The organism is Rhizobium sp. BR 250 (assembly GCF_047445855.1).
Taxonomy (GTDB): domain Bacteria; phylum Pseudomonadota; class Alphaproteobacteria; order Rhizobiales; family Rhizobiaceae; genus Agrobacterium; species Agrobacterium tumefaciens_I.
Window position 1 is genome coordinate 23,121 of sequence record NZ_JARWKW010000005.1, and the last position, 18,994, is coordinate 42,114.

Sequence of the window (18,994 nt, forward strand, 5' to 3'; positions counted from 1 at the left end):
AAATTCATGGGAGATACGTCGGAATGAATGCGACTATACGTGAAATACTGGCCAAATTCGGCCAGCTTCCAACCCCTGTCGATACGATTGCAGATGAGGCCGATCTTTATGCGGCGGGCCTCTCTTCCTTCGCATCCGTGCAATTGATGCTGGGTATCGAAGAAGCTTTCGATATAGAATTTCCCGATAACCTGCTGAACCGCAAGTCTTTCGCCAGCATCAAGGCCATTGAAGACACCGTTAAGCTCATTCTGGATGGTAAAGAGGCAGCCTGATGAACGTGACCGTTGCGCCGCAGGATGAAACTCTGTCCGCGCGCGCGGGCCGTGTCGCGGCAATTGCCGCCAAACATGCAGATGAGGTGGATGTCACCGGCCGCTTCCCTGAGGAAGCCGTCAATGCCCTGCGGCAGGAGCGCCTGCTCGGCATCCAGGTCCCTTCCTCGCTGGGCGGCGAAGGTACTTCCCTGCAGGAAATCGCCGATATCTGCGCCCGGCTCGGCCAGGCCTGTTCGGCAACCGCGATGATTTTCGCCATGCACCACATCAAGCTGTCGAGCCTGGTGGAACATGGCGTGGAAAGCACCTGGCATCCGGGCTTCATGCGCCGCGTTGCCGGCGAACAGCTTCTGCTCGGCTCCGCCACCACCGAAGGCGGCATCGGCGGCAATCTGCGCAACTCCATCTGCGCGATCGAAGTCGAGGGTGATTCCTGCCGGCTGGAAAAGGATGCCACCGTCATTTCCTATGGCAGCAATGCCGACGCCATCCTCATCACCTCGCGCGCCCACAAGGATGCCGCGCCCGCCGATCAGGTGATGACCGTGTTTCTGAAAAACCAGTACACGCTTGAAAAGACCCATGTCTGGGATACGCTCGGCATGCGTGGCACCTGTTCGGACGGTTTCCTGTTCCGCGGCGAAGCGCCGGCGGCGCAGATATTCCCGAAACCTTTCGCGGAAATCGCCGCACAATCCATGCTGGCAAGCTCCCATCTGCTGTGGAGCGCCGTCTGGTATGGCATTGCCTCGGACGCCGTGTTGCGCGCCCAATCCTTCGTCAGAGCCGCAGCGCGCAAATCGCCCGGCACCGCCCCTCCGGGCGCCATCCGCCTTGCGGAAGTCTCCACAAAGCTGCAGGTGGTGAAATCCAACATCATTGCCGGCATCAAGGCTTACGAGGACACCAAGAGCGACCCGGAAAAGCTGATGTCGATGGCCTTTGCGGTGGCCATGAACAATGTGAAGATCTGCTCTTCGGAAACCATTCTCGAGATCATCGACCATGCCATGCTGGTCTGCGGTATCATGGGCTACAAGAACGGCACGCCCTACAGCCTCGGCCGGCATCTGCGCGACGCGCATTCCGCCCGGCTGATGATTTCCAACGACCGTATTCTCGGCAATTCCGCCAATCTCCTGCTGGTTCACAAGCAGGACACCAGCCTCTTGGGATAAGACCATGGACATGCAAACATCGTTTCTTGATCGACTGTTCGAAGAAGGCCTGCTGATTGAAACGGGTGTGGACGGTCTTTATGGGCGCAGCGGCCAGTTCGAGGACGTGATTGCCGCCTTCGAGCGGCTGATCGACCGCACCGGTGGCGCCGACGGCGCCGAAGCAATCCGCTTTCCGCCCGGCATCAACCGCGCCTATTTCGAAAAGAGCGGTTACATGAAGAGCTTCCCGCAGCTCGCGGGCACGGTCCATTCCTTCTGCGGCTGCGAGCTTGATCATGTCAGCCTGCTGAAAACCATGGATGAGGGCGGCGACTGGACCAAGGACCAGAAAGCCACCGACATCGTGCTGACGCCGGCGGCCTGCTACCCGCTTTATCCGACGATCGCCAAGCGCGGCGCCTTGCCGGCCGGCGGCGGCCTCTATGACATCCAGTCCTATTGCTTCCGCCATGAACCTTCCAAGGACCCAGCCCGCCAGCAGCTTTTCCGCATGCGCGAATATGTCTGCATGGGCACGGAGGCCGATGTTACCGAATTCCGCCAGAGCTGGATGGATCGCGGCGTGGAAATGATGAAAGCGGTCGGGCTCGACGTTACGATCGATGTCGCCAACGATCCCTTCTTCGGCCGCGCTGGCAAGATGCTGGCCAACAACCAGCGCGACCAGAACCTGAAATTCGAACTCTTGATCCCGGTCACCTCAACGACCAGCCCGACGGCCTGCATGAGCTTCAATTACCATCAGGATGCGTTCGGCCAGAAATGGGGTCTCAACCTCCAGAATGGCGATGTCGCCCACACCGCCTGCGTCGGTTTCGGGCTGGAGCGCATCGCGCTGGCCCTGTTTGCGCATCACGGTCTCGACGTGAAGAAATGGCCTGCAAAGGTCGTGGAAACCCTCTGGGGCTGATTATCCATGCGGCAGATTTTTCCGGGCCTCGATCCCAAAAACTATGTGCAGCATCCGCTTCATTCCTCGGAAAGAATGTGGCCGGAGACCAATTGCTACATCGATTTATGGATCGAGGTACTGGCCTCGAAAGGCTTATCCCCGGAAGCCATGTTCGGTTTCACCCTGACGCAGGATTTCGAAGGTGACCAGTTCACCTTTTTCAAGGTGCCGCTGGAAGACCTCGAAGCCCTTTATGGCGTTCGCGCCACCGAACTTGCGATCTTCGACAGGGTGGAAGACCACATCGAGGCGCAGCTGGAGCGCGGCCGCATCTGCCTGATCGAGATGGACAGCTTCTATATGCCCGACACCCATGGGGTGGGCTACCAAAAGGAACACGGCAAGACCACCATCGCCATCAACCGGCTCGATCTCGAAAAGCGCGAACTCGACTATTTCCACAATGCCGGCTTTTTCCATCTCTCCGGCGAGGACTTTGACGGACTGTTCCAGCATCATCTGGCCGAGACCGACCCGCCTTTCCTGCCCTATACCGAATTTGCGAAATTCGCGGACGTCACTCCTTCTGCCGCTCATATTCGCAAGACGGCCGAACGGCTCTTGAAGTTTCATTTTTCCAGGCGCCCCTCCGTCAACCCGGTCCGGGCTTTTGCAAAGGTGTTTCCGGCCCAGGTGGAAAAGGTTGCCGACAGACCCTTCGGCTTCTTCCACAAATACGCGTTCAATACGCTGCGGCAGCTCGGCGCCAATTTCGAGCTGGCGGCGAGCCATTTCGAATGGCTGGATGCGAATGATTTTTCGGAAGCGAGAGACCACGCGCTCAAGATCTCGGAGGTTGCCAAGACCGTGCAGTTCCAGCTTGCCCGCGCCGTCACCCGCCGTAAATTCGATGCGCTGGCCACTGTGCTCGATCCGGCCGCGGATGCATGGGATGGCTTGATGGAAAGCCTTAGCGAAAAACTGTCCAATGCCAGCGAGGCCGCGTGAGGACCTATCTTCCCGGCGAAAGCGAGGAATTGCTGAGTGAAGGCTGGACGCTGACACTGACACCCGCCGATGCCTGCGAAACACCCTCCGACATTCCGGCATCGCTTGAAAGCCTGCATGTCTCCGTTCCCGGCACCGTCGCACAGGCTCTGGAAAACGCCGGGAAATTCGATCGCCTCGCCCCCATCGCCTTGAATGACAGGGACGCCTGGTATCGGCTGACGATGATTTCCGACGCCCGGGAGCGGGCGACCCTGCGCTTCGATGGTCTTGCCACCATTGCCGAAATTTTCTTCAACGGCGGGCTGATTGCCGCAAGCCAGAGCATGTTCGAAAGGCTGGAAGTGCCCGTCGAGCTGACAGGCGCGGATGAGCTTTCGATTTGCTTTCGCGCGCTCGCCCCCCGGCTTGAAAAAACCGGTCCGCGCGCCCGCTGGCGGCCGCAGATGATGAATACACAAGGGCTGCGGCTGATCCGCACCACGGCGCTCGGCTACATGCCCGGCTGGTGCCCGGAAGTCCATGCCGCCGGCCCATGGCGGCCCATCAGCCTGATAAGGCAGGACGGGCTGCTCTGCACGCTCCGGTCTTCGCTGGACGCGGACGGAACGGGAACGGTGAGCATCGCGCTGGAAACCGACCGGCCCATAAAAACGGCACGGCTTGGCTGCGCCGGTTACAGCACCGACCTTTCCCGGGACAAGAACGGCAAACTTTCCGGCGAACTGCGCATATCCAATGTAGAGCAATGGTGGCCGCATACCCATGGCATGCCGGCTCTGCACGACGTCGTTCTGGAACTGGATGGCACGCAACATCACGTTGGACGCACCGGCTTCCGACGGGTCGAGGTCGATCACGGCGATGACGGCAGAGGTTTCGGCCTCAAGGTGAATGGCGAGCGCGTCTTCTGCCGCGGCGCGGTCTGGACGACAGCCGACATTGTCCGTCTGCCGGGAACAACACCGGACTATGAGCCCTGGCTCCGAAAAGCCGCGGAAGCCGGCATGAACATGATCCGCATCGGCGGCACCATGGCCTATGAAACGCCGGAATTCTTCGCCCTCTGCGACGAACTCGGCATCATGGTCTGGCAGGATGCCATGCTCGCCAATTTTGATTATCCGGCAAAAGATGACGGCTTGCGCCAGCATATCGTCGCGGAAATCTCGCAGTTCCTTGAAGCGACGGCACTTTCTCCATCACTCACCGTTTTCTGCGGCGGCAGTGAAATGTACCAGCAGGGCGCAATGCTCGGCCTGCCGGAGCAGATATGGAAGGGAACGCTCACCGAGGAGGTCCTGCCGGAACTGGTCGCCGAAAAACGGCCGGGTGCGGCCTATGTCGCCAATTCCCCTTCCGGCGGCGCTTTGCCGTTTTTTCCTAACGCCGGCGTCGGCCATTATTACGGCGTGGGCGCCTATTGCCGGCCGCTGGAAGATGCCCGCCGCGCCGATCTGCGTTTTGCCGCCGAGTGTCTCGCCTTCGCCAATATTCCCGAACAGGAAACGCTGGACAGATATCTTCCCGGCGTTGCCGTTCACGATCCGCGATGGAAAGCCCGAACACCGCGTGACCGTGGCGCCTCCTGGGATTTCGAGGATGTCCGCGATCATTATCTGAAGCTGCTTTACGAGGTTGAACCGGATGTGCTGCGGCGGGAAGATGGCAGCCTTTATCTCGACATGTCGCGCGCCGCGACTGCCGAGGCGATGGAGGCGACCTTCGCCGAATGGCGGCGCAGCGGCTCCTCCTGTCAGGGCGCGCTAGTCTGGACGCTGCAGGATCTCGTCCCCGGCGCGGGCTGGGGCATCATCGATGCCACTGGCAGGCCCAAATCCGTCTGGCATGCGCTGAAAAGGGCGTTCCGTCCCGTTCAGGTCAGCCTTTCCGATGAAGGCACCAACGGGCTCGACATTCACATCCTCAACGAAACCGGCGATAGCCCGAACGTCATGCTGGAACTGACCTGCCTGCGCGAAGGCATACAGCCCGTCGTTCATGCCAAACGGCCACTCACCCTGTTGCCGCGACAAAGCCAGACGATTACCGCAACCGACCTGTTCGGTGCATTTTTCGATACTACCTATGCCTATCGTTTCGGCCCGCCATCCCATGATGTGACGGTCGCCCGCCTTCGGGATATTGGGACCGGGCATGTTATCGCCGACGCGTTCCATTTTCCGCTCGGTCGGAAAAAGGCGTTGCATGCGGCAAACCTTCAGGTCGCAACCAGCGAAACGGACGGCAACTGGTGCCTCGAAATCGGCACGGACCGGCTGGCACAATCCGTCCATATCGCGGCGGAAGGGTATCGAGCCTTGGAAAACTGGTTCCATCTCGGCCCCGGCGAAACCAGAAAAATCAACCTTCTGCCGGAGACCGCGGCAACCGAAACCCCTCCCTCCGGAGAGGTCGTATCACTGGGTTCCAGCCGGCGGTTTTCCTTCTAGAGCCAGCTGCTTCACCGTTTCGATATAGATTTTCTTTGATTCCGGTGTGGAGAGATTGTGATCGGCATCGGGAATGATGGTCAGCGACACGTTGCGATAGGCTGCCAGCCCTTCACCATTGGCATCGAAATAATACTGGAAATGCTCGAGACCATCGTCATTGTCGCTATAGAGCAGACGAATGGTGGTGTCCTTCGCCTTCAGCCTGTCGAAAGCGCCGAAAACGGCACGCCCTTCCTCGCTGCCCCTGCGGAACAACCTTGCGGTTTTTGTCGACAGCCGCTTCATCGTCGCCTTGAGGATGTTCAGACCGGCGCTTACCACATCGACATCGCCACTGATGAGACGCTTGAATGTCGCGCCCTGGCGAAAACGCTGGCTGTATTCCCCGAAGGAACGCGGCCGTTTGTGCAGCGCTTCATCCACCGAGCGGCCCTTGCGCCAATGGAAGACTACCGGATTGACCGCGACCACGGCACCGATCCGATCATCGGCAAGGGCGCCGTTAAAGGCGAGGTAGGCGCCACTGCACCGGCCCGCCGCAATGAAAGGCCCCGTGCTGCGCCTGCCGAGAAAATCGAGCGCGGCGGCCACGTCGTCATTCTGCGCGGCATCATAGAGAACCTGATCGGGCACGTTCTGGACGGGCGGGCTGTCGGCAATATTGGCTGCGTCAAAGCGCAGCGACGCCACGCCCTCGCGCGCCAGGGAACGGGCCATCTGCACGGAAAGCCTGCCCCAGCCCGCATGCCGGTCATAGGCAGCACCCAGCAGAAGAACCGAAGACACCACGTCCCGGTCATCCGGTCCGCAAAACACGCCAAAAAGCCGCCCGCCTTCGCCAAACTGCACCGGCTGCTCGACGAAACCACGGCCGCGCTGCGGGACATTGAGGATGAAACTTTCCCCCGATACCATCGGGCTTTCGGCATGGGTCCGGGACAGAACCCACTCGACCAGCCGGTTCACCACATCGCCGGATATTCTCGAAAGAGTGGGGCTGGAGACAAGATCGTCATAGCCTGAAAACTCCGCCTCCTCCACCTGACCGCCGATCGTGGCGAGATGCCGGGCAAAATCGGCATCGGTCACACGGCCCGGTCGCGACAGAACCAGAATGGCGTGCGCCGGAGCGGCAGTCATATTGGAAAGATTGGCCTTCTTGATCGCGTCCGCAACACCCGCCGGCATGGTCATGTCCGCAATCGCCCCAGCCTCCGCGAGGCGTTGCGCAGGCCGAAGGCCAAGGCCGTCATCGATCATGGATGACCACATCGCCAGTTCGCGCAGATAGGCACGGCCGGAAACGACCGGCGCCATGAACGCCATGGAGCCAGCCTCGGGGAGACCGGCAAGCGCCTGCGCCGCGATCAGGCAACCGAGACCCTGCGCAACGACAACCACTTCGGCACATCCGGAAAGACGCTTCAGATAGGCAAGCGCGGCACGCGTGTCGGAAAGCCAGTCCGCCGCGCGACCGGCATCATCCGGATCGAAGGCATCACCCGCGCCAAGATAATCAAATCGCAGGCTCGCGACGCCGCGAGCCGCCAGCCTCTCAGCCAGAACCCGCTGAAACTTGCGGCTGCATAGCTCTTCCATGCCCCATGGGCTGACGAAAAGAACGGCATGGGCCTGCCTTACATCCTTGCGCGCCGGATGAAAAATGCCCGCAAGCCCTTCAAAAGACACAGGATGCGCAACGCCCCCTTTCGAGTCAACGCCGGCAAGCGGCAATGCATCAAGGAAAGGGTTGCCGCCTGCACGCTCTGAAATATCTATCGCCATCGACCTTGCCATCATTGCGCCAGTGTCTGGCTCAACCATTACGGGATCATTGTATCGAAGCGTCATAACGCCTGCGCTACAATAAAAACAACAATATTAGAGAACTCTAAAAATATAGTCGTATTTATATCGCCTGCCATCCATACGTTGCAAAAACAATCACCGGAGCGACGGACAAGTCCCGACGAGACCGCTATTTTGCTCGAAACCGCTTGAATATACTGATAAATAGCGAATCCCATACCTATTTGCAGGAGGAGGTTGCGCCACCCGGCCACCGGATCGTCTAGACATCGCGCAAACCAACACGCCGGGCCTCGCCCGACAGGTCATAGAAGTTATATATGGAACAAAGCCTTACGCGTTATATCTGGTCGCACACGAGGCGGCAGCAGCTTTTCATTCTGCTGATCGTGGCCCTGTCCATGATCCCCTATTTCCTTGCTTTCGACCTGCCCAAGCAGATCGTCAACGGGCCTATCCAGGGGGATGGTTTTGAAGGGGCGAACGCGACGCAGCTTTTCATGCATCTCACGGTCGATATTCCCTATTGGGGCACCGTGACCTTATTCCCCGGGCTTGAACTCGGCCGCATGTCGATGCTGATGGCGCTCAGCCTGACGTTCCTTGCGCTCGTCATCATCAACGGGCTCTTCAAATATTACATCAATACCTACAAGGGCCGCCTTGGCGAGCGGCTGCTGCGGCGTATCCGCTTCGAGCTCATCGACAAGATCCTGCGGTTTCCGCCAACCCACTTCAAGCGGGTAAAGGGCGCTGAAATCTCCAGCATGGTGAAGGACGAGGTGGAGCCGCTCGGCGGTTTTACCGGCGACGCCTTCGTACAGCCGGCACTTCTCGGCGGGCAGGCGCTCTCTGCGCTCTTCTTCATTCTCGTGCAGAATTTCTGGCTCGGCCTGATCGCGGCTTTCATGGCTGCAATCCAGGTGGGCATTATCCCGAAGATGCGCCGTCGCCTGATCGAACTCGGTCGCCAGCGGCAGCTCAGCGCCCGCCAGCTGGCCGGGCGCATCGGCGAAATGGTCGATGGCATCGGCACAATCCATGCCTATGACACGTCGAATTACGAGCGCGCCGATGCCTCGCACCGGCTCGGCGACATCTTCAAGATCCGTTACGATCTCTACCAGTGGAAGTTTCTGGTCAAATTCATCAATAACTTCCTGGCACAGCTCACGCCCTTCTTCTTTTATGCGCTCGGCGGTTATCTCACCCTGAAGGGCAGCCTCGATGTCGGCCAGCTCGTCGCCGTCATCAACGCCTATAAGGAACTGCCCGGACCACTGAAGGAACTGATCGACTGGGATCAGGCGCGTCAGGACGTGCAGGTGAAATATGAGCAGGTCTTCGAGCAGTTCGACGCTCCGAACATGATCGACGAAAAGGTGCAGAAACTATCCCCCGGCGCCGTCGCGGCCATCACCGCGCCGCTCGTCGTCGCCAATCTGACGCTCGAGGACGACAGCGGCAGCCGGCTTCTGGAGCAGGCGTCGCTGAAGATCGAGCCTGGCGAAGTGATCGCCATCGTCGGTGGCTCGGGCGCCGAGGCGCTGGCGGATGCGATCGGCCGCACCCTCTGGCCGACCTCCGGCAAGATCAGCATCAATGACGTCGATATCCTGGAATTGCCGGAATCGCTGACCGGACGGCGCATCTCCTACGTCTCCTCGGACAGTTATTTTTTCCACGCCAGCCTGAAGGACAATCTGCTTTACGGCCTCAAACATGCGCCGCTTGTGGATAAGGACTATGAAGGCGCAGCACTTGAGCACCGCAAGTGGGAAATCCACGAGGCGAGGATGGCGGGTAATCCGCTGATCGACATCAACAGCGAATGGATCGATTATGCCTCGAGCCCGGCCGGCGACGGCAAGCCGGAAAATCTCATCAAGGCCGTTCTCGCCGTACTCGATAGCGTGGAACTGTCACAGGATATTCTGGAATTTGCCCTGCGCTCGTCAATCGATCCCCTGACCGACCTGCATCTGGCCGCCCGCATCGTTGAACTACGACATGTGCTGCGCGCCGAACTGGAACGGGAAAATCTGAGCGGCCTCATCGCGCCGTTCGAACTGGAGAGCTACAACAGCGAAGCGACGGTGGGTGAGAACCTGCTGTTCGGCACCATGCGGGACCCGTCCCAGACGATCCGAACCGTCATCGAAAGCGACTATTTCCGCTCGCTGATGCGTGAGACCGGCCTTGTCAAAACCCTCTTTGAAATGGGGTACACCATTGCCGAAAACATCGTGGAAATCTTCGCCGACCTGCCGGGAGATCACCCCTTCTTCCAGCAGCTCACCTTCATGACGCCTGATGACATCCCGGTCTATCAGCAGATGCTGCAGCGGCTTCAGGGAAAGAGCTTCGACGAGGCCAATGAGAGCGAAAAGCGCGCAATGCTGCGGCTGAGCTTCTTCTACATCGAACCTCGCCAGCGTTTCGGTCTTCTCTCGCCGGAAATCATGAATCGGATCGTCGAGGTCCGGCACATGTTCCATGAGAACCTGCCCGACAGCCTGAAAAACGTGATCGAAATCTACGATCCGACCAAATACATGAGCGCCACCAGCCTTCTCGACAATATTCTCTTCGGCAAGGTCAGCCATCGCTATACCGACGCCTCGCGGCGCATCACCCGTATCGTGGCGGATGTCATGCGCATGCAGGGTGTTTATGAGCGCGTGCTGGCTGTGGGGCTGGATTTCAACCTGGGGGGCCGGCGGCAAGCGGCTCGGCCCGCTTCAGCGCCAGAAGCTCAATCTTGCACGGGCACTCATCCGCAAATCCGAATATTACATCTTCAACCGCCCCCTTCCCGGCCTCGATCCCCGACAGCAGGAGGAAATTGTCGAGCGGGTCATCACACTCCTGAAACAGAACAACAATAACCCGTCCATCGTATGGGTTCTGTCGAACGCCCACCTCTCGCGCATGTTCGAGCGGGTCATCGTCGTTCATCAGGGCCTGATCACCGCCGACGGAAGTTACGAGACTCTCGCCGAGGAAAACGGTACATTCAAGGACATGGTCGCAACATAAATCCAAGAAGGTGACCGAGGTGGAACAAGAACAGGGTAAAGCAATGCTGTTTAAAGACGAAATTCAGATGCTGAAAAGGGTTCCGTTTTTTTCGGAAATGGAACCGTCCAAGCTCAAGCTGCTCGCATTCGCATCCGACCGGGTCTCCTATCATGCCGGCGATATACTGTTCCGGCAGGGAGATGTCGGCGATGCGGCCTATGTCCTTCTGACCGGAAAAGTGGATGTGCTGGTCGATTCCCCATCGGGACCGCTGAAAGTGACCGAGATGACCGGCAACGCGATCGTCGGCGAAATCGCCATTCTCTGTGACAGCGTCAGAACCGCGACCATCCGCGCCTCCACCAATGTGGAAGCCCTGCGCATCGGCAAGGAACAGTTCTTCAAGCTCATGTCCGATTTCCCCGATATCACCATCAAGGTCATGCGCGTTCTGGCCGAACGCCTTACCCAGACGACGGCGGAACTGAGCAAAGCGCGCGCAGGCGCCAAGACATAAACGGCAATTCCTTGCTACCTTGAATGGCGATATTGGAAAAATAAATGTCGTACTATTGCAATATAAATGAAATGCTGACTGAATAAGGGGTAAAGGGCATCCGCCCAAAAGGGCGGATATAAGAATCTGTAGAGACAACGGGCTTCATGGGAGGAAAGCGTGCAAGATTCCGTTGTTATTGGGGTGTGTCATGGTGTTCGATTCCGACACAGCAAGTCGGGAAAGTAATAGAAATTTTCGGGTAAAGATCTGGGGTGCGCGGGGAACGCTTCCCGTTTCAGGTGAAAACTTCCGAAAATACGGCGGGAATACCATCTGCATCGAAGTAAGGTGCGGCGATCACGTTCTTTTGTTCGATGCAGGTTCGGGCCTGCATCCCGCTGGTCTTGCCCTGCGGGCGGAAGGCATTACCGACGTCAATCTGTTCTTCTCGCACTGCCACTACGACCACATTGTCGGCTTTCCCTATTTCAAGCCCTTTTATAACAGCTCCAATGATGTCGCGATCTGGTCGGGCCATCTCGCCGGAGCCATGACGACCCGGGAAATGCTCAAGGATTTCATGAGCCCGCCCTGGTTCCCCGTGCCATTGGAGATATGCTGCGCCAAGATCGCAACCCGGGACTTCAAGGCGGGCGACGTGCTCGATGTGCATCCCGGTCTCTCGATCAGAACCGGAATGCTCAACCATCCAGGTAACGCCATCGGATACCGGCTGGACTGGGAAGGCAAGTCGCTGGCCATCATCACCGACACCGAACATGAGCCGGGCAGCATCGACGAAACCGTGCTCGATCTCATCAGGGACGTCGATCTTTTTCTCTACGACGCCATGTTCACCGATGAGGAAATGGGCCTTTACCGTGGTTACGGTCACTCCTCATGGCAGCAGGCGATCCGGCTCGCCAAACTCGCCGACGCAAAGAATGTCGGCTTCATCCACCACGCACCAAGCCGCAGCGACGAGGAGCTGGACACTATCGAAAAGCAGGCGAAAGCACAGTTTAGCGGCGCATTCGCAGCCATGGACGGCCAGATCATCGTACTCTGACCACAGCCTGGCGCCGGCGAAAGTTCAGGTTCCGGCCGTTTTTCGACATACGGAATGAACGTCCCTGGCCATGCGTGAGTTCGAACACGCACAATTGACCAAATCCGATCGATTGCTCCACGATATTGCCATGAGACGGCCTGCATTTAGGATATTTCCAGGAACAGTGGGGCTCGATTTTCCATCCGGAAATGTGACAGACGGTCCAGGGGATCGCCACTACATATTGCATGACTTGACGCCGAACGGCCATCTGATGGGATTTGCATGATCCGTTTCTTTTCGGAGACCAATTTGAGACGCGCCCGGATTTCATCCGGCCTCATCATATTTGCTTTCGTCTTTTCCCACCTTTCCAATCACTCCCTCGCACTCATCTCCATCGATACCGCCGAACGGGCGCGAAAATGGTTTAGCCTGATCTGGCTCAATCCCGTCAGCAGCCTGCTTTTTTATGGTTCGGTCGTGGTGCATGTCTGTCTTGTCCTGCGCTCGCTTTATTTGCGCAGAACGTTGCGCATGCCGCTGCGCGAAGCGCTTCAGGTGATATTCGGCCTGTCGATCCCGTTTCTGATCATCGGCCACGCCGTCAATATCCGCGTGTCGCACATGCTCTACGGCATCGACATCGGCTATTACACAATCGTTCGCCGGCTCTGGATCAACAACCCCATCGGCGGTGCCTGGCAAAGCCTCGCCCTGATCGTCATCTGGGTCCACGGATGTATCGGCCTTTATTTCTGGCTGCGTTATCGGAACTGGTATCCGAAAATTGCTGGCCTGTTCATGACGGTGGCTGTGATGCTGCCGCTATTGGCACTGCTGGGTTTCAGCGATGCCGGCCGCTGGCTCGAAGAGGTCGATCGGAAATATTCGCTTCCTCCGGGGCTCACCGATAACACCGTGCAACGAGACGAAATTTCGCTGCAGCGGGAAATGGAGACCCGGATCCAGTTCATCACCGGCACGACGGAAGCGATTTTCGCCGGGGCGGTGGTGCTGGTCTTCTTATTGCGTGGCGCGCGCAGCTTCCGGCAGCGGCTGACCGCCATTGAAATCCGCTACGAACATGGCGCGCAGGCGCGTGTCCCGGCCGGGCTCAGCATTCTGGAAGCCAGCAGAATTGCCGGCATCCCGCATTATTCCGTCTGCGGCGGCAAGGGGCGCTGCTCGACCTGCCGGGTCAAGGTTCTCAGCAGCAAGGGCCCGCTTCCGCCGCCCGGCGATATCGAACAAACCACATTGCGGCGCATCCATGCCGATTCGGACGTTAGGCTTGGCTGTCAGTTGCGCCCCACCAGCGATCTTGACGTCGCACTTCTCGTTTCACCGCCACAGCAGAGCGACCTGCCGGCGGATGCGCAGCCTGCCCGGCCCGGTCGGGAAGAGGAAATCGCCATCCTCTTCTGCGATCTGCGCAATTTCACCACGCTGTCGGAAGCGAAGCTGCCCTATGATGTGGTCTTTCTTCTCAACCGCTACTTCACCATCGTCGGCCAGGCCGTCGAACAGGCTGGTGGTCATCTCGACAAATTCATCGGCGATGGCGCCATGGCCCTTTTCGGACTGGGCGACAACGCCGAACACGCCTGCCGCAACGCCATGAAGGCGGCGGCAGCTATATTGCGGGATATCGCAATCCTGAACGAGGGATTGGAGAAACAATTCGCCGTCCGTCTGGAAGTCGTGATCGGCATTCATTCCGGCCCGACCATCGTCGGCGTCATGGGATATGGCGCCGCAAAAACCCTGACGGCCATCGGCGATACCGTGAATGTGGCAAGCCGGCTCGAATCCAAGGCGAAGGAATTCGGCGCCGCCATCGTGGTCTCCGAACCGGCCCTCATTCAGGCGGGACAGGATATTGCCGATCTCAGAAGCGAAGATATCGCCATTCGCGGGCGAAACTCGCAGATGAAAGTGTTTCTGCTCTCCAAGGAAGAGAGCGAGCGCTATTTATAAGCCCGGCGCTGCTGCGGCCGGGCTATTCGGCCTCAAATCTTGCGATAGAGAAAATAACGGTCCGTCGGCACGCTTTCGGGCACCGGCAGCGGTTTCAGCATGGCATGATCGAGCGGCAGGCCGCTGATGGCGATACCGCCTTTCGCCAGCATGCCCGCGGCAAGATCGGGCAACCATGTCAGGGTGACGGCATCCTTTTCCGGATAGCCCGTGCCGATATCGGCATGCACCATCGCCGCATCTGTGCCGATGAAAGCCGGAGCGGTTTGCGAGATTTCACCGATCACCAGATCCTCTTCCGGTGGAACGGAGGAGGCATGCGCGCCCATGGCCCTGTCAAAAGCGATGATGCGGCGGTTGGGAAACAGTTCCCGCAGATGATTGAAAGTGCGCCCGTTTCCAAGCCCGATCTCCATGAGCGCGCCCTCATCCGGCAGATCAAGATCGGCCTTGACATGGTTGAGGATATCGCGCTGCGCGGTTAACCGGCGAATGAAACTGTCCAGTCTGCTCATAATATCAGGCCTTGATGATGTGTTTTGCGCCAATGCCCCGGCGCGCGAAGACATTCCGTGTGTCAATGATCAGCGGCGCCCAGTCGCTAAGCGCAGCATAATCGACATTGTCGTGATCGGTCGCGACAAGAACGGCATCGAAGCCGCCGATGGTCTCACTGTCCCATAACACGGATTTCATGCCCATCAGGTGGCTATATTCCCGGGTTTTCGGGATTTCGGCCACATAGGGATCAAAATAGGCCGCTTCGCCGCCGCGCTCCTGAATAAGCTCCATGAGCTTCAGCGACGGGCTTTCGCGAATGTCGGGCACGTTTTTCTTGTAGGCGAGACCGACCACCAGCACCTTGGAGCGGCTGAGCGCCTTGCCGGAATGGATATCGAGCGCTTCGGCGACCCGCCCGACGACATGGCGCGGCATGCCGGTATTGATTTCGCCGGCAAGCTCGATGAACCGCGTCGGCAATTCATACTCGCGCGATTTCCAGGTGAGGTAGAACGGGTCGATCGGTATGCAATGGCCGCCGAGACCCGGACCGGGATAAAACGGCATGAAACCGAACGGCTTGGTTTTCGCCGCATCGATCACTTCCCATATGTCGATACCCATCGCCTCGTAGACGACCTTGAGTTCGTTGACGAGCGCGATGTTGACGGCACGAAAGACGTTTTCGGTGATTTTCACCGCCTCCGCCGTGGCATTGGTCGAGACCGGAACGATCTTCATCACCACCGAGCCGTAAAATGCCGCCATCAGTTTTCCGGCCGCCTCACCATCACCGGCGACGACCTTCGGAATGGTCGAGGTTTCGAAATCGCGATTTCCGGGGTCTTCCCGCTCAGGTGAAAAGCCGATGAAGAAATCGACACCGGAGACGAGGCCGGTGCTTTCCAGAATGGTCTTCACCACCCCGTCGGTCGTGCCGGGATAGGTGGTCGATTCCAGCACCACAAGCTGTCCCTTGCGCAGATGGGCGGCGATCTCCCGGCAGGTCTTTTCGACATAGGAAAGGTCCGGCTCGCGATATTTCGTCAGCGGCGTCGGCACGCAGATGGCGATCACATCACATTCGGCCAGTCTGGAGAAATCGCTGGTGGCAACGAAACCGTCATCCTGCCGCACACTTGCCAGCACCTCATCCGAAACCGCCTCGATATAGCTGCGGCCCGCTTCGATCGCGGTAATTTTACCGGGATCGATGTCGAAACCGACGACCTTGAAGCCGGCCTTGGCAACCGTCATGGCAAGCGGCAGGCCGACATAGCCGAGGCCGATCACCCCCGCTTTGGCGCTTTTGTTTTCAATGCTGGAAAGCAGGGTCTGGGAAATGTCTGGAGAAGTCAAAGCGTGTCACGCTCCGCGCATGTGCAAAAGATGCCTTTCAGTTGGGCAAGAATGACTGACCTGTCAAGGCTCGGGCCTTTCAAATTCCGGTTGACGCCCAAGCTGCCGGCGACGCACAACCATCGGCATGAAGATCGCCTTTTATTCGCCGCTCAAATCACCCAACCATCCTGTTCCCTCCGGCGACCGGCTGATGGCCCGATTGTTGATGAAAGCGATGACGATGGGCGGCCATGACGTTTTTGTCGCCTCGGAACTGCGCAGCTTTCTGAAACAGCCGGACGATCCGGCGCGGCCGTCGCTCGCCGAAGCCGCCGAGCGCGAAATCGAAACGATCTCGCGGCGCTGGCGGCAGGAGGGCGCACCGGACCTCTGGTTTTGTTATCACCCCTATTACAAGGCCCCTGACCTGCTCGGCCCGGAACTGTCGCGACGTTTCGGCATCGCCTATCTGACCGCCGAGGCATCCTATTCGCCGAAGCGCAACGGCATGGGCTGGCAGGCGGTTCAGGATGATTTGCTCGCCGCATTGAACGGGGCTGCGGTCAATATCTGCTTCACCGCGCGGGATCGCGAAGGGCTGGTGCGCGCTTCCCCCACCCTGCAATGGGCGATGTTGCCGCCCTTCATCGAAGCCGCAGCGTTTCTCCACAACACACCGCGGCCGGAACATGGAAGGCTCGTCACCGTCGCCATGATGCGGGCGGGCGACAAGCTCTCAAGCTATCGCGCACTTTCCGAAGCGCTGGCCTTATTGCCTGAAAATCTCGACTGGACGCTGGATATCGTCGGCGACGGCCCGGAACGCGCAGCCGTAGAGGCCATGTTCAGCACGTTTCCCGATCACCGCCTCGTCTGGCATGGGGAAAAAGGCGCAACGGAGATTGCGGCACTTCTTTCAAAAGCGTCCCTCTATGTCTGGCCGGGCCATGGCGAGGCCTATGGTCTCGCCTATCTCGAAGCACAGGCCGCTGGTCTGCCCGTCGTGGCCGAAAAAGTGGCCGGCGTTCCCGAAGTGGTAAAATCCGGCACGACAGGATTACTGACACCGGAAAATGATACAGCCGCCTATGCCGAGGCGATACGGACCCTGCTCGGCGATGACAGGCAGCGTGAGGAACTGGCAGAAGCGGCCCGCCGGTTCGTCATCGATGAACGATCTCTGGAAAACGCCGCAACGAAACTGAACCATATCCTTATGCAGGCAAAGGCACGAAGATCATGAGTCTGGAAAAACTCGTCGCGGCACTGGATGAATGCAGCCGGCGCGGCATAAAGGCCGATCTCTGGCTCCGGGACGATGATGCGGTGGAGCCGACACAGGCGCTCGACATGCTGCTTGATCTTTGCGGCAGCTTTTCCGTTCCGGTCACACTCGCGGTTATTCCCGAAATGACGACGGACAAGCTTGCAACGCATCTGGATGTCTCGGATATCGCTGAGGTCGCCGTCCATGGCTGGTCCCATGTGAATTATGCCGGAGCCAAGGAAAAGAAACAGGAACTCGGATCGCATCGCGACCCGGACATCGTTCTCGATGAATTGCAGTCCGGACTGGATAAGCTCCACGACCTGCATGGCGGACGTCTGGTGCCGATGCTCGTGCCGCCATGGAACCGCATCGATGCCGGTATCGTCAAGGGATTGGCCGATCTCGGATATCGGGCTTTATCCGTTTACGGTCCAGAGAAAAACACCGTGCCGCCTTGCCTGAACACCCATGTCGATGTGATCGACTGGCACGGCAGCCGTGGCGGCCGTGCCGACGACATCTTATTTGCCGAGACCGCCGCCCGCATCCTGCGCACTGCCGAAGAAGGCGGCGAGACCGGTATCCTTACCCATCATCTTGTGCATGATGACAATGTCTGGCGCTTCCTGCGACGGCTTTTCGAAACAACCGCCGGGCATCCCGCCGCCCGCTGGCGTTCCTCGAAAGACCTCGTTGACGAAATTTCACCATGACTTCCAGGCGATCAGTATCCCGCCTGCGTCGGCCGCAAGTTTCTGCCTGACCTCCTCCACCTCCTCAAGCGGCGCGCGGTCGGGAAGTGACGCGGCAACGAACGCCGCCGGGGCAAGGCTGATGCTGCCCGCCCGGGCGATGACGGTGAAGATCAGCGGGCCGGTCGACCACCAGGCCGGCGCACGCGGCATCTCTTCGATGATCCCCGGAAAAGCCTGCAACATCTTGCGGAAGACCGGATGTCCGGCCGGTGCTGCGATGAAGGAATTGGCAAGCAGCGTGCTGCCCTGCCCCGTATCGCGCGGCGTTTTTTCGTCAAACGCCGTCAGCCCCGCCAAGGGCAGGAAGGAATCGAAACTCACATCGTCGCGCGCCGGATACCAGTCGCAATCGAGATAGATGCCGCCAAAACGTTCCAGCAGGATATAGCGGGCCACATCCACCGCACCGGGATAATCGCCCTCGCCCAGCATCCTGTTGAAGATGCTGTTCGAAAACACGCCCTCCCGCTCAAGATCGGCCTCCCGCCAGAGGCGATAATCGTACCCGTGCGTTGCGGCATGTGCAGCCCAGGCTTTGACCGATACCGGCGGAGCTTTTTCCCCGATCCATATCTGGTGAATGAGCCGCGGCACATCCTCCCGGCTTTTGAGATTGATCATGCGCCGTTCTTCCGGGGAAAACCGGGCATATTTTGCCAGCGCCTGCGGTGGCGGAACCAGCGTATACTGATACCCGACCCTGGCGACCAGATCGCCTTCGGCCTTGGCGAGACGCAGCCGCGCGGCATGCAGACGGCGCGGCAGGCCGAGCACGGTTCGCTCACCCATCAGATGCGCGTCCTTTGCTGCAACCAGCGATAAGAGAAGCGCGTTGGCTTCGCCATATCGGCCATCATTTTGCAACTGCCGGGCTTTATCGAGCTCAGCGTCATAATATTTCTTGTCGGACATGGATCCTCATTCAAAAGCGCCCGTCAACATATCACGAAAC

At 58.9% G+C, this 18,994-nt stretch carries 14 protein-coding genes and 1 pseudogene; 11 read left to right on the top strand and 4 right to left on the bottom strand.

Translation table 11 applies throughout. From position 1 onward, the window contains the following. Nucleotides 1-23 precede the first annotated feature (23 nt). From QD336_RS09515 to QD336_RS09535, 5 genes are read left to right on the top strand one after another with little or no spacing between them, the layout of a single operon-like run. Nucleotides 24-275 carry an acyl carrier protein gene (locus QD336_RS09515; RefSeq protein ID WP_003504852.1) on the top strand — a complete coding sequence of 84 codons (252 nt, stop codon included), beginning with the start codon at nucleotides 24-26 and terminating at the stop codon, nucleotides 273-275. Continuing rightward, entirely contained in the window at nucleotides 275-1,456 is a 1,182-nt protein-coding gene (locus tag QD336_RS09520) for an acyl-CoA dehydrogenase family protein (protein ID WP_499170404.1), read from the top strand. The genes QD336_RS09515 and QD336_RS09520 overlap by 1 nt, the downstream gene beginning before the upstream one ends. 4 nt (nucleotides 1,457-1,460) lie before the next feature. Next, a complete protein-coding gene (locus QD336_RS09525; RefSeq protein ID WP_269347049.1) occupies nucleotides 1,461-2,369 on the top strand; it encodes an amino acid--[acyl-carrier-protein] ligase in 909 nt (302 codons plus the stop codon). Nucleotides 2,370-2,375: 6 nt separating this feature from the next. Beyond that, nucleotides 2,376-3,359 carry a DUF1839 family protein gene (locus QD336_RS09530; protein WP_499170406.1) on the top strand — a complete coding sequence of 328 codons (984 nt, stop codon included), beginning with the start codon at nucleotides 2,376-2,378 and terminating at the stop codon, nucleotides 3,357-3,359. Beyond that, complete coding sequence (locus QD336_RS09535; protein WP_499170408.1) at nucleotides 3,356-5,812, top strand: glycoside hydrolase family 2 protein; 2,457 nt, start codon at nucleotides 3,356-3,358, stop codon at nucleotides 5,810-5,812. The genes QD336_RS09530 and QD336_RS09535 overlap by 4 nt, the downstream gene beginning before the upstream one ends. Here the strand turns inward: QD336_RS09535 and QD336_RS09540 are convergent. After that, nucleotides 5,780-7,600, bottom strand: coding sequence for a hypothetical protein (locus QD336_RS09540; RefSeq protein WP_499170410.1), 1,821 nt, complete (start codon nucleotides 7,598-7,600; stop codon nucleotides 5,780-5,782). The genes QD336_RS09535 and QD336_RS09540 overlap by 33 nt on opposite strands. 344 nt (nucleotides 7,601-7,944) lie before the next feature. Here QD336_RS09540 and QD336_RS09545 point away from each other — a divergent pair. The 4 genes and pseudogenes from QD336_RS09545 to QD336_RS09560 all read left to right on the top strand — a co-directional run bounded on the left by QD336_RS09545 (nucleotide 7,945) and on the right by QD336_RS09560 (nucleotide 14,175). Beyond that, a pseudogene (locus QD336_RS09545) lies at nucleotides 7,945-10,663 on the top strand (ABC transporter transmembrane domain-containing protein). 43 nt (nucleotides 10,664-10,706) lie between these two features. Continuing rightward, the gene (locus tag QD336_RS09550; RefSeq protein ID WP_269347039.1) at nucleotides 10,707-11,162 is read left to right on the top strand and encodes a cyclic nucleotide-binding domain-containing protein; all 456 of its coding nucleotides are present in this window, start codon (nucleotides 10,707-10,709) and stop codon (nucleotides 11,160-11,162) included. Between the two features lie 190 nt (nucleotides 11,163-11,352). Next, complete coding sequence (locus QD336_RS09555; protein ID WP_269347037.1) at nucleotides 11,353-12,213, top strand: MBL fold metallo-hydrolase; 861 nt, start codon at nucleotides 11,353-11,355, stop codon at nucleotides 12,211-12,213. A 267-nt stretch (nucleotides 12,214-12,480) separates the two neighbouring features. Beyond that, the gene (locus QD336_RS09560; RefSeq protein WP_499170413.1) at nucleotides 12,481-14,175 is read left to right on the top strand and encodes an adenylate/guanylate cyclase domain-containing protein; all 1,695 of its coding nucleotides are present in this window, start codon (nucleotides 12,481-12,483) and stop codon (nucleotides 14,173-14,175) included. A gap of 32 nt (nucleotides 14,176-14,207) precedes the next feature. On the opposite strand, the gene QD336_RS09565 is transcribed toward QD336_RS09560, so the two are convergent. Together QD336_RS09565 and QD336_RS09570 are read right to left on the bottom strand one after the other, a co-directional pair. After that, nucleotides 14,208-14,690: a class I SAM-dependent methyltransferase gene (locus QD336_RS09565; RefSeq protein WP_499170415.1), complete on the bottom strand. Its 483-nt coding sequence runs from the start codon at nucleotides 14,688-14,690 to the stop codon at nucleotides 14,208-14,210. 4 nt (nucleotides 14,691-14,694) lie between these two features. Continuing rightward, nucleotides 14,695-16,035, bottom strand: coding sequence for a nucleotide sugar dehydrogenase (locus tag QD336_RS09570; protein WP_499170416.1), 1,341 nt, complete (start codon nucleotides 16,033-16,035; stop codon nucleotides 14,695-14,697). 127 nt (nucleotides 16,036-16,162) lie between these two features. Between QD336_RS09570 and QD336_RS09575 the strand changes: the two genes are divergently transcribed. Then, nucleotides 16,163-17,260, top strand: coding sequence for a glycosyltransferase family 4 protein (locus QD336_RS09575; protein ID WP_499170417.1), 1,098 nt, complete (start codon nucleotides 16,163-16,165; stop codon nucleotides 17,258-17,260). After that, on the top strand, nucleotides 17,257-18,000 hold the full coding sequence (locus tag QD336_RS09580; protein ID WP_499170418.1) for a polysaccharide deacetylase family protein: 744 nt from the start codon (nucleotides 17,257-17,259) through the stop codon (nucleotides 17,998-18,000). The genes QD336_RS09575 and QD336_RS09580 overlap by 4 nt, the downstream gene beginning before the upstream one ends. Here the strand turns inward: QD336_RS09580 and QD336_RS09585 are convergent. Continuing rightward, nucleotides 17,992-18,954 (bottom strand): glycosyltransferase family 32 protein, encoded by a 963-nt coding sequence (locus QD336_RS09585; RefSeq protein WP_499170419.1) that lies wholly within the window; start codon nucleotides 18,952-18,954, stop codon nucleotides 17,992-17,994. The two genes, QD336_RS09580 and QD336_RS09585, sit on opposite strands and share 9 nt — an antisense overlap. Nucleotides 18,955-18,994 lie beyond the last annotated feature (40 nt).

Excerpts from the sequence above, each read along its gene's own strand:
- QD336_RS09515 (WP_003504852.1), top strand. The coding sequence starts at position 24 with ATGAATGCGACTATACGTGAAATACTGGCCAAATTCGGCCAGCTTCCA.
- QD336_RS09520 (WP_499170404.1), top strand. The coding sequence starts at position 275 with ATGAACGTGACCGTTGCGCCGCAGGATGAAACTCTGTCCGCGCGCGCG.
- QD336_RS09525 (WP_269347049.1), top strand. The coding sequence starts at position 1,461 with ATGGACATGCAAACATCGTTTCTTGATCGACTGTTCGAAGAAGGCCTG.
- QD336_RS09530 (WP_499170406.1), top strand. The coding sequence starts at position 2,376 with ATGCGGCAGATTTTTCCGGGCCTCGATCCCAAAAACTATGTGCAGCAT.
- QD336_RS09540 (WP_499170410.1), bottom strand. The coding sequence starts at position 7,600 with ATGGCGATAGATATTTCAGAGCGTGCAGGCGGCAACCCTTTCCTTGAT.
- QD336_RS09550 (WP_269347039.1), top strand. The coding sequence starts at position 10,707 with ATGCTGTTTAAAGACGAAATTCAGATGCTGAAAAGGGTTCCGTTTTTT.
- QD336_RS09555 (WP_269347037.1), top strand. The coding sequence starts at position 11,353 with ATGGTGTTCGATTCCGACACAGCAAGTCGGGAAAGTAATAGAAATTTT.
- QD336_RS09560 (WP_499170413.1), top strand. The coding sequence starts at position 12,481 with ATGATCCGTTTCTTTTCGGAGACCAATTTGAGACGCGCCCGGATTTCA.
- QD336_RS09565 (WP_499170415.1), bottom strand. The coding sequence starts at position 14,690 with ATGAGCAGACTGGACAGTTTCATTCGCCGGTTAACCGCGCAGCGCGAT.
- QD336_RS09575 (WP_499170417.1), top strand. The coding sequence starts at position 16,163 with ATGAAGATCGCCTTTTATTCGCCGCTCAAATCACCCAACCATCCTGTT.
- QD336_RS09580 (WP_499170418.1), top strand. The coding sequence starts at position 17,257 with ATGAGTCTGGAAAAACTCGTCGCGGCACTGGATGAATGCAGCCGGCGC.
- QD336_RS09585 (WP_499170419.1), bottom strand. The coding sequence starts at position 18,954 with ATGTCCGACAAGAAATATTATGACGCTGAGCTCGATAAAGCCCGGCAG.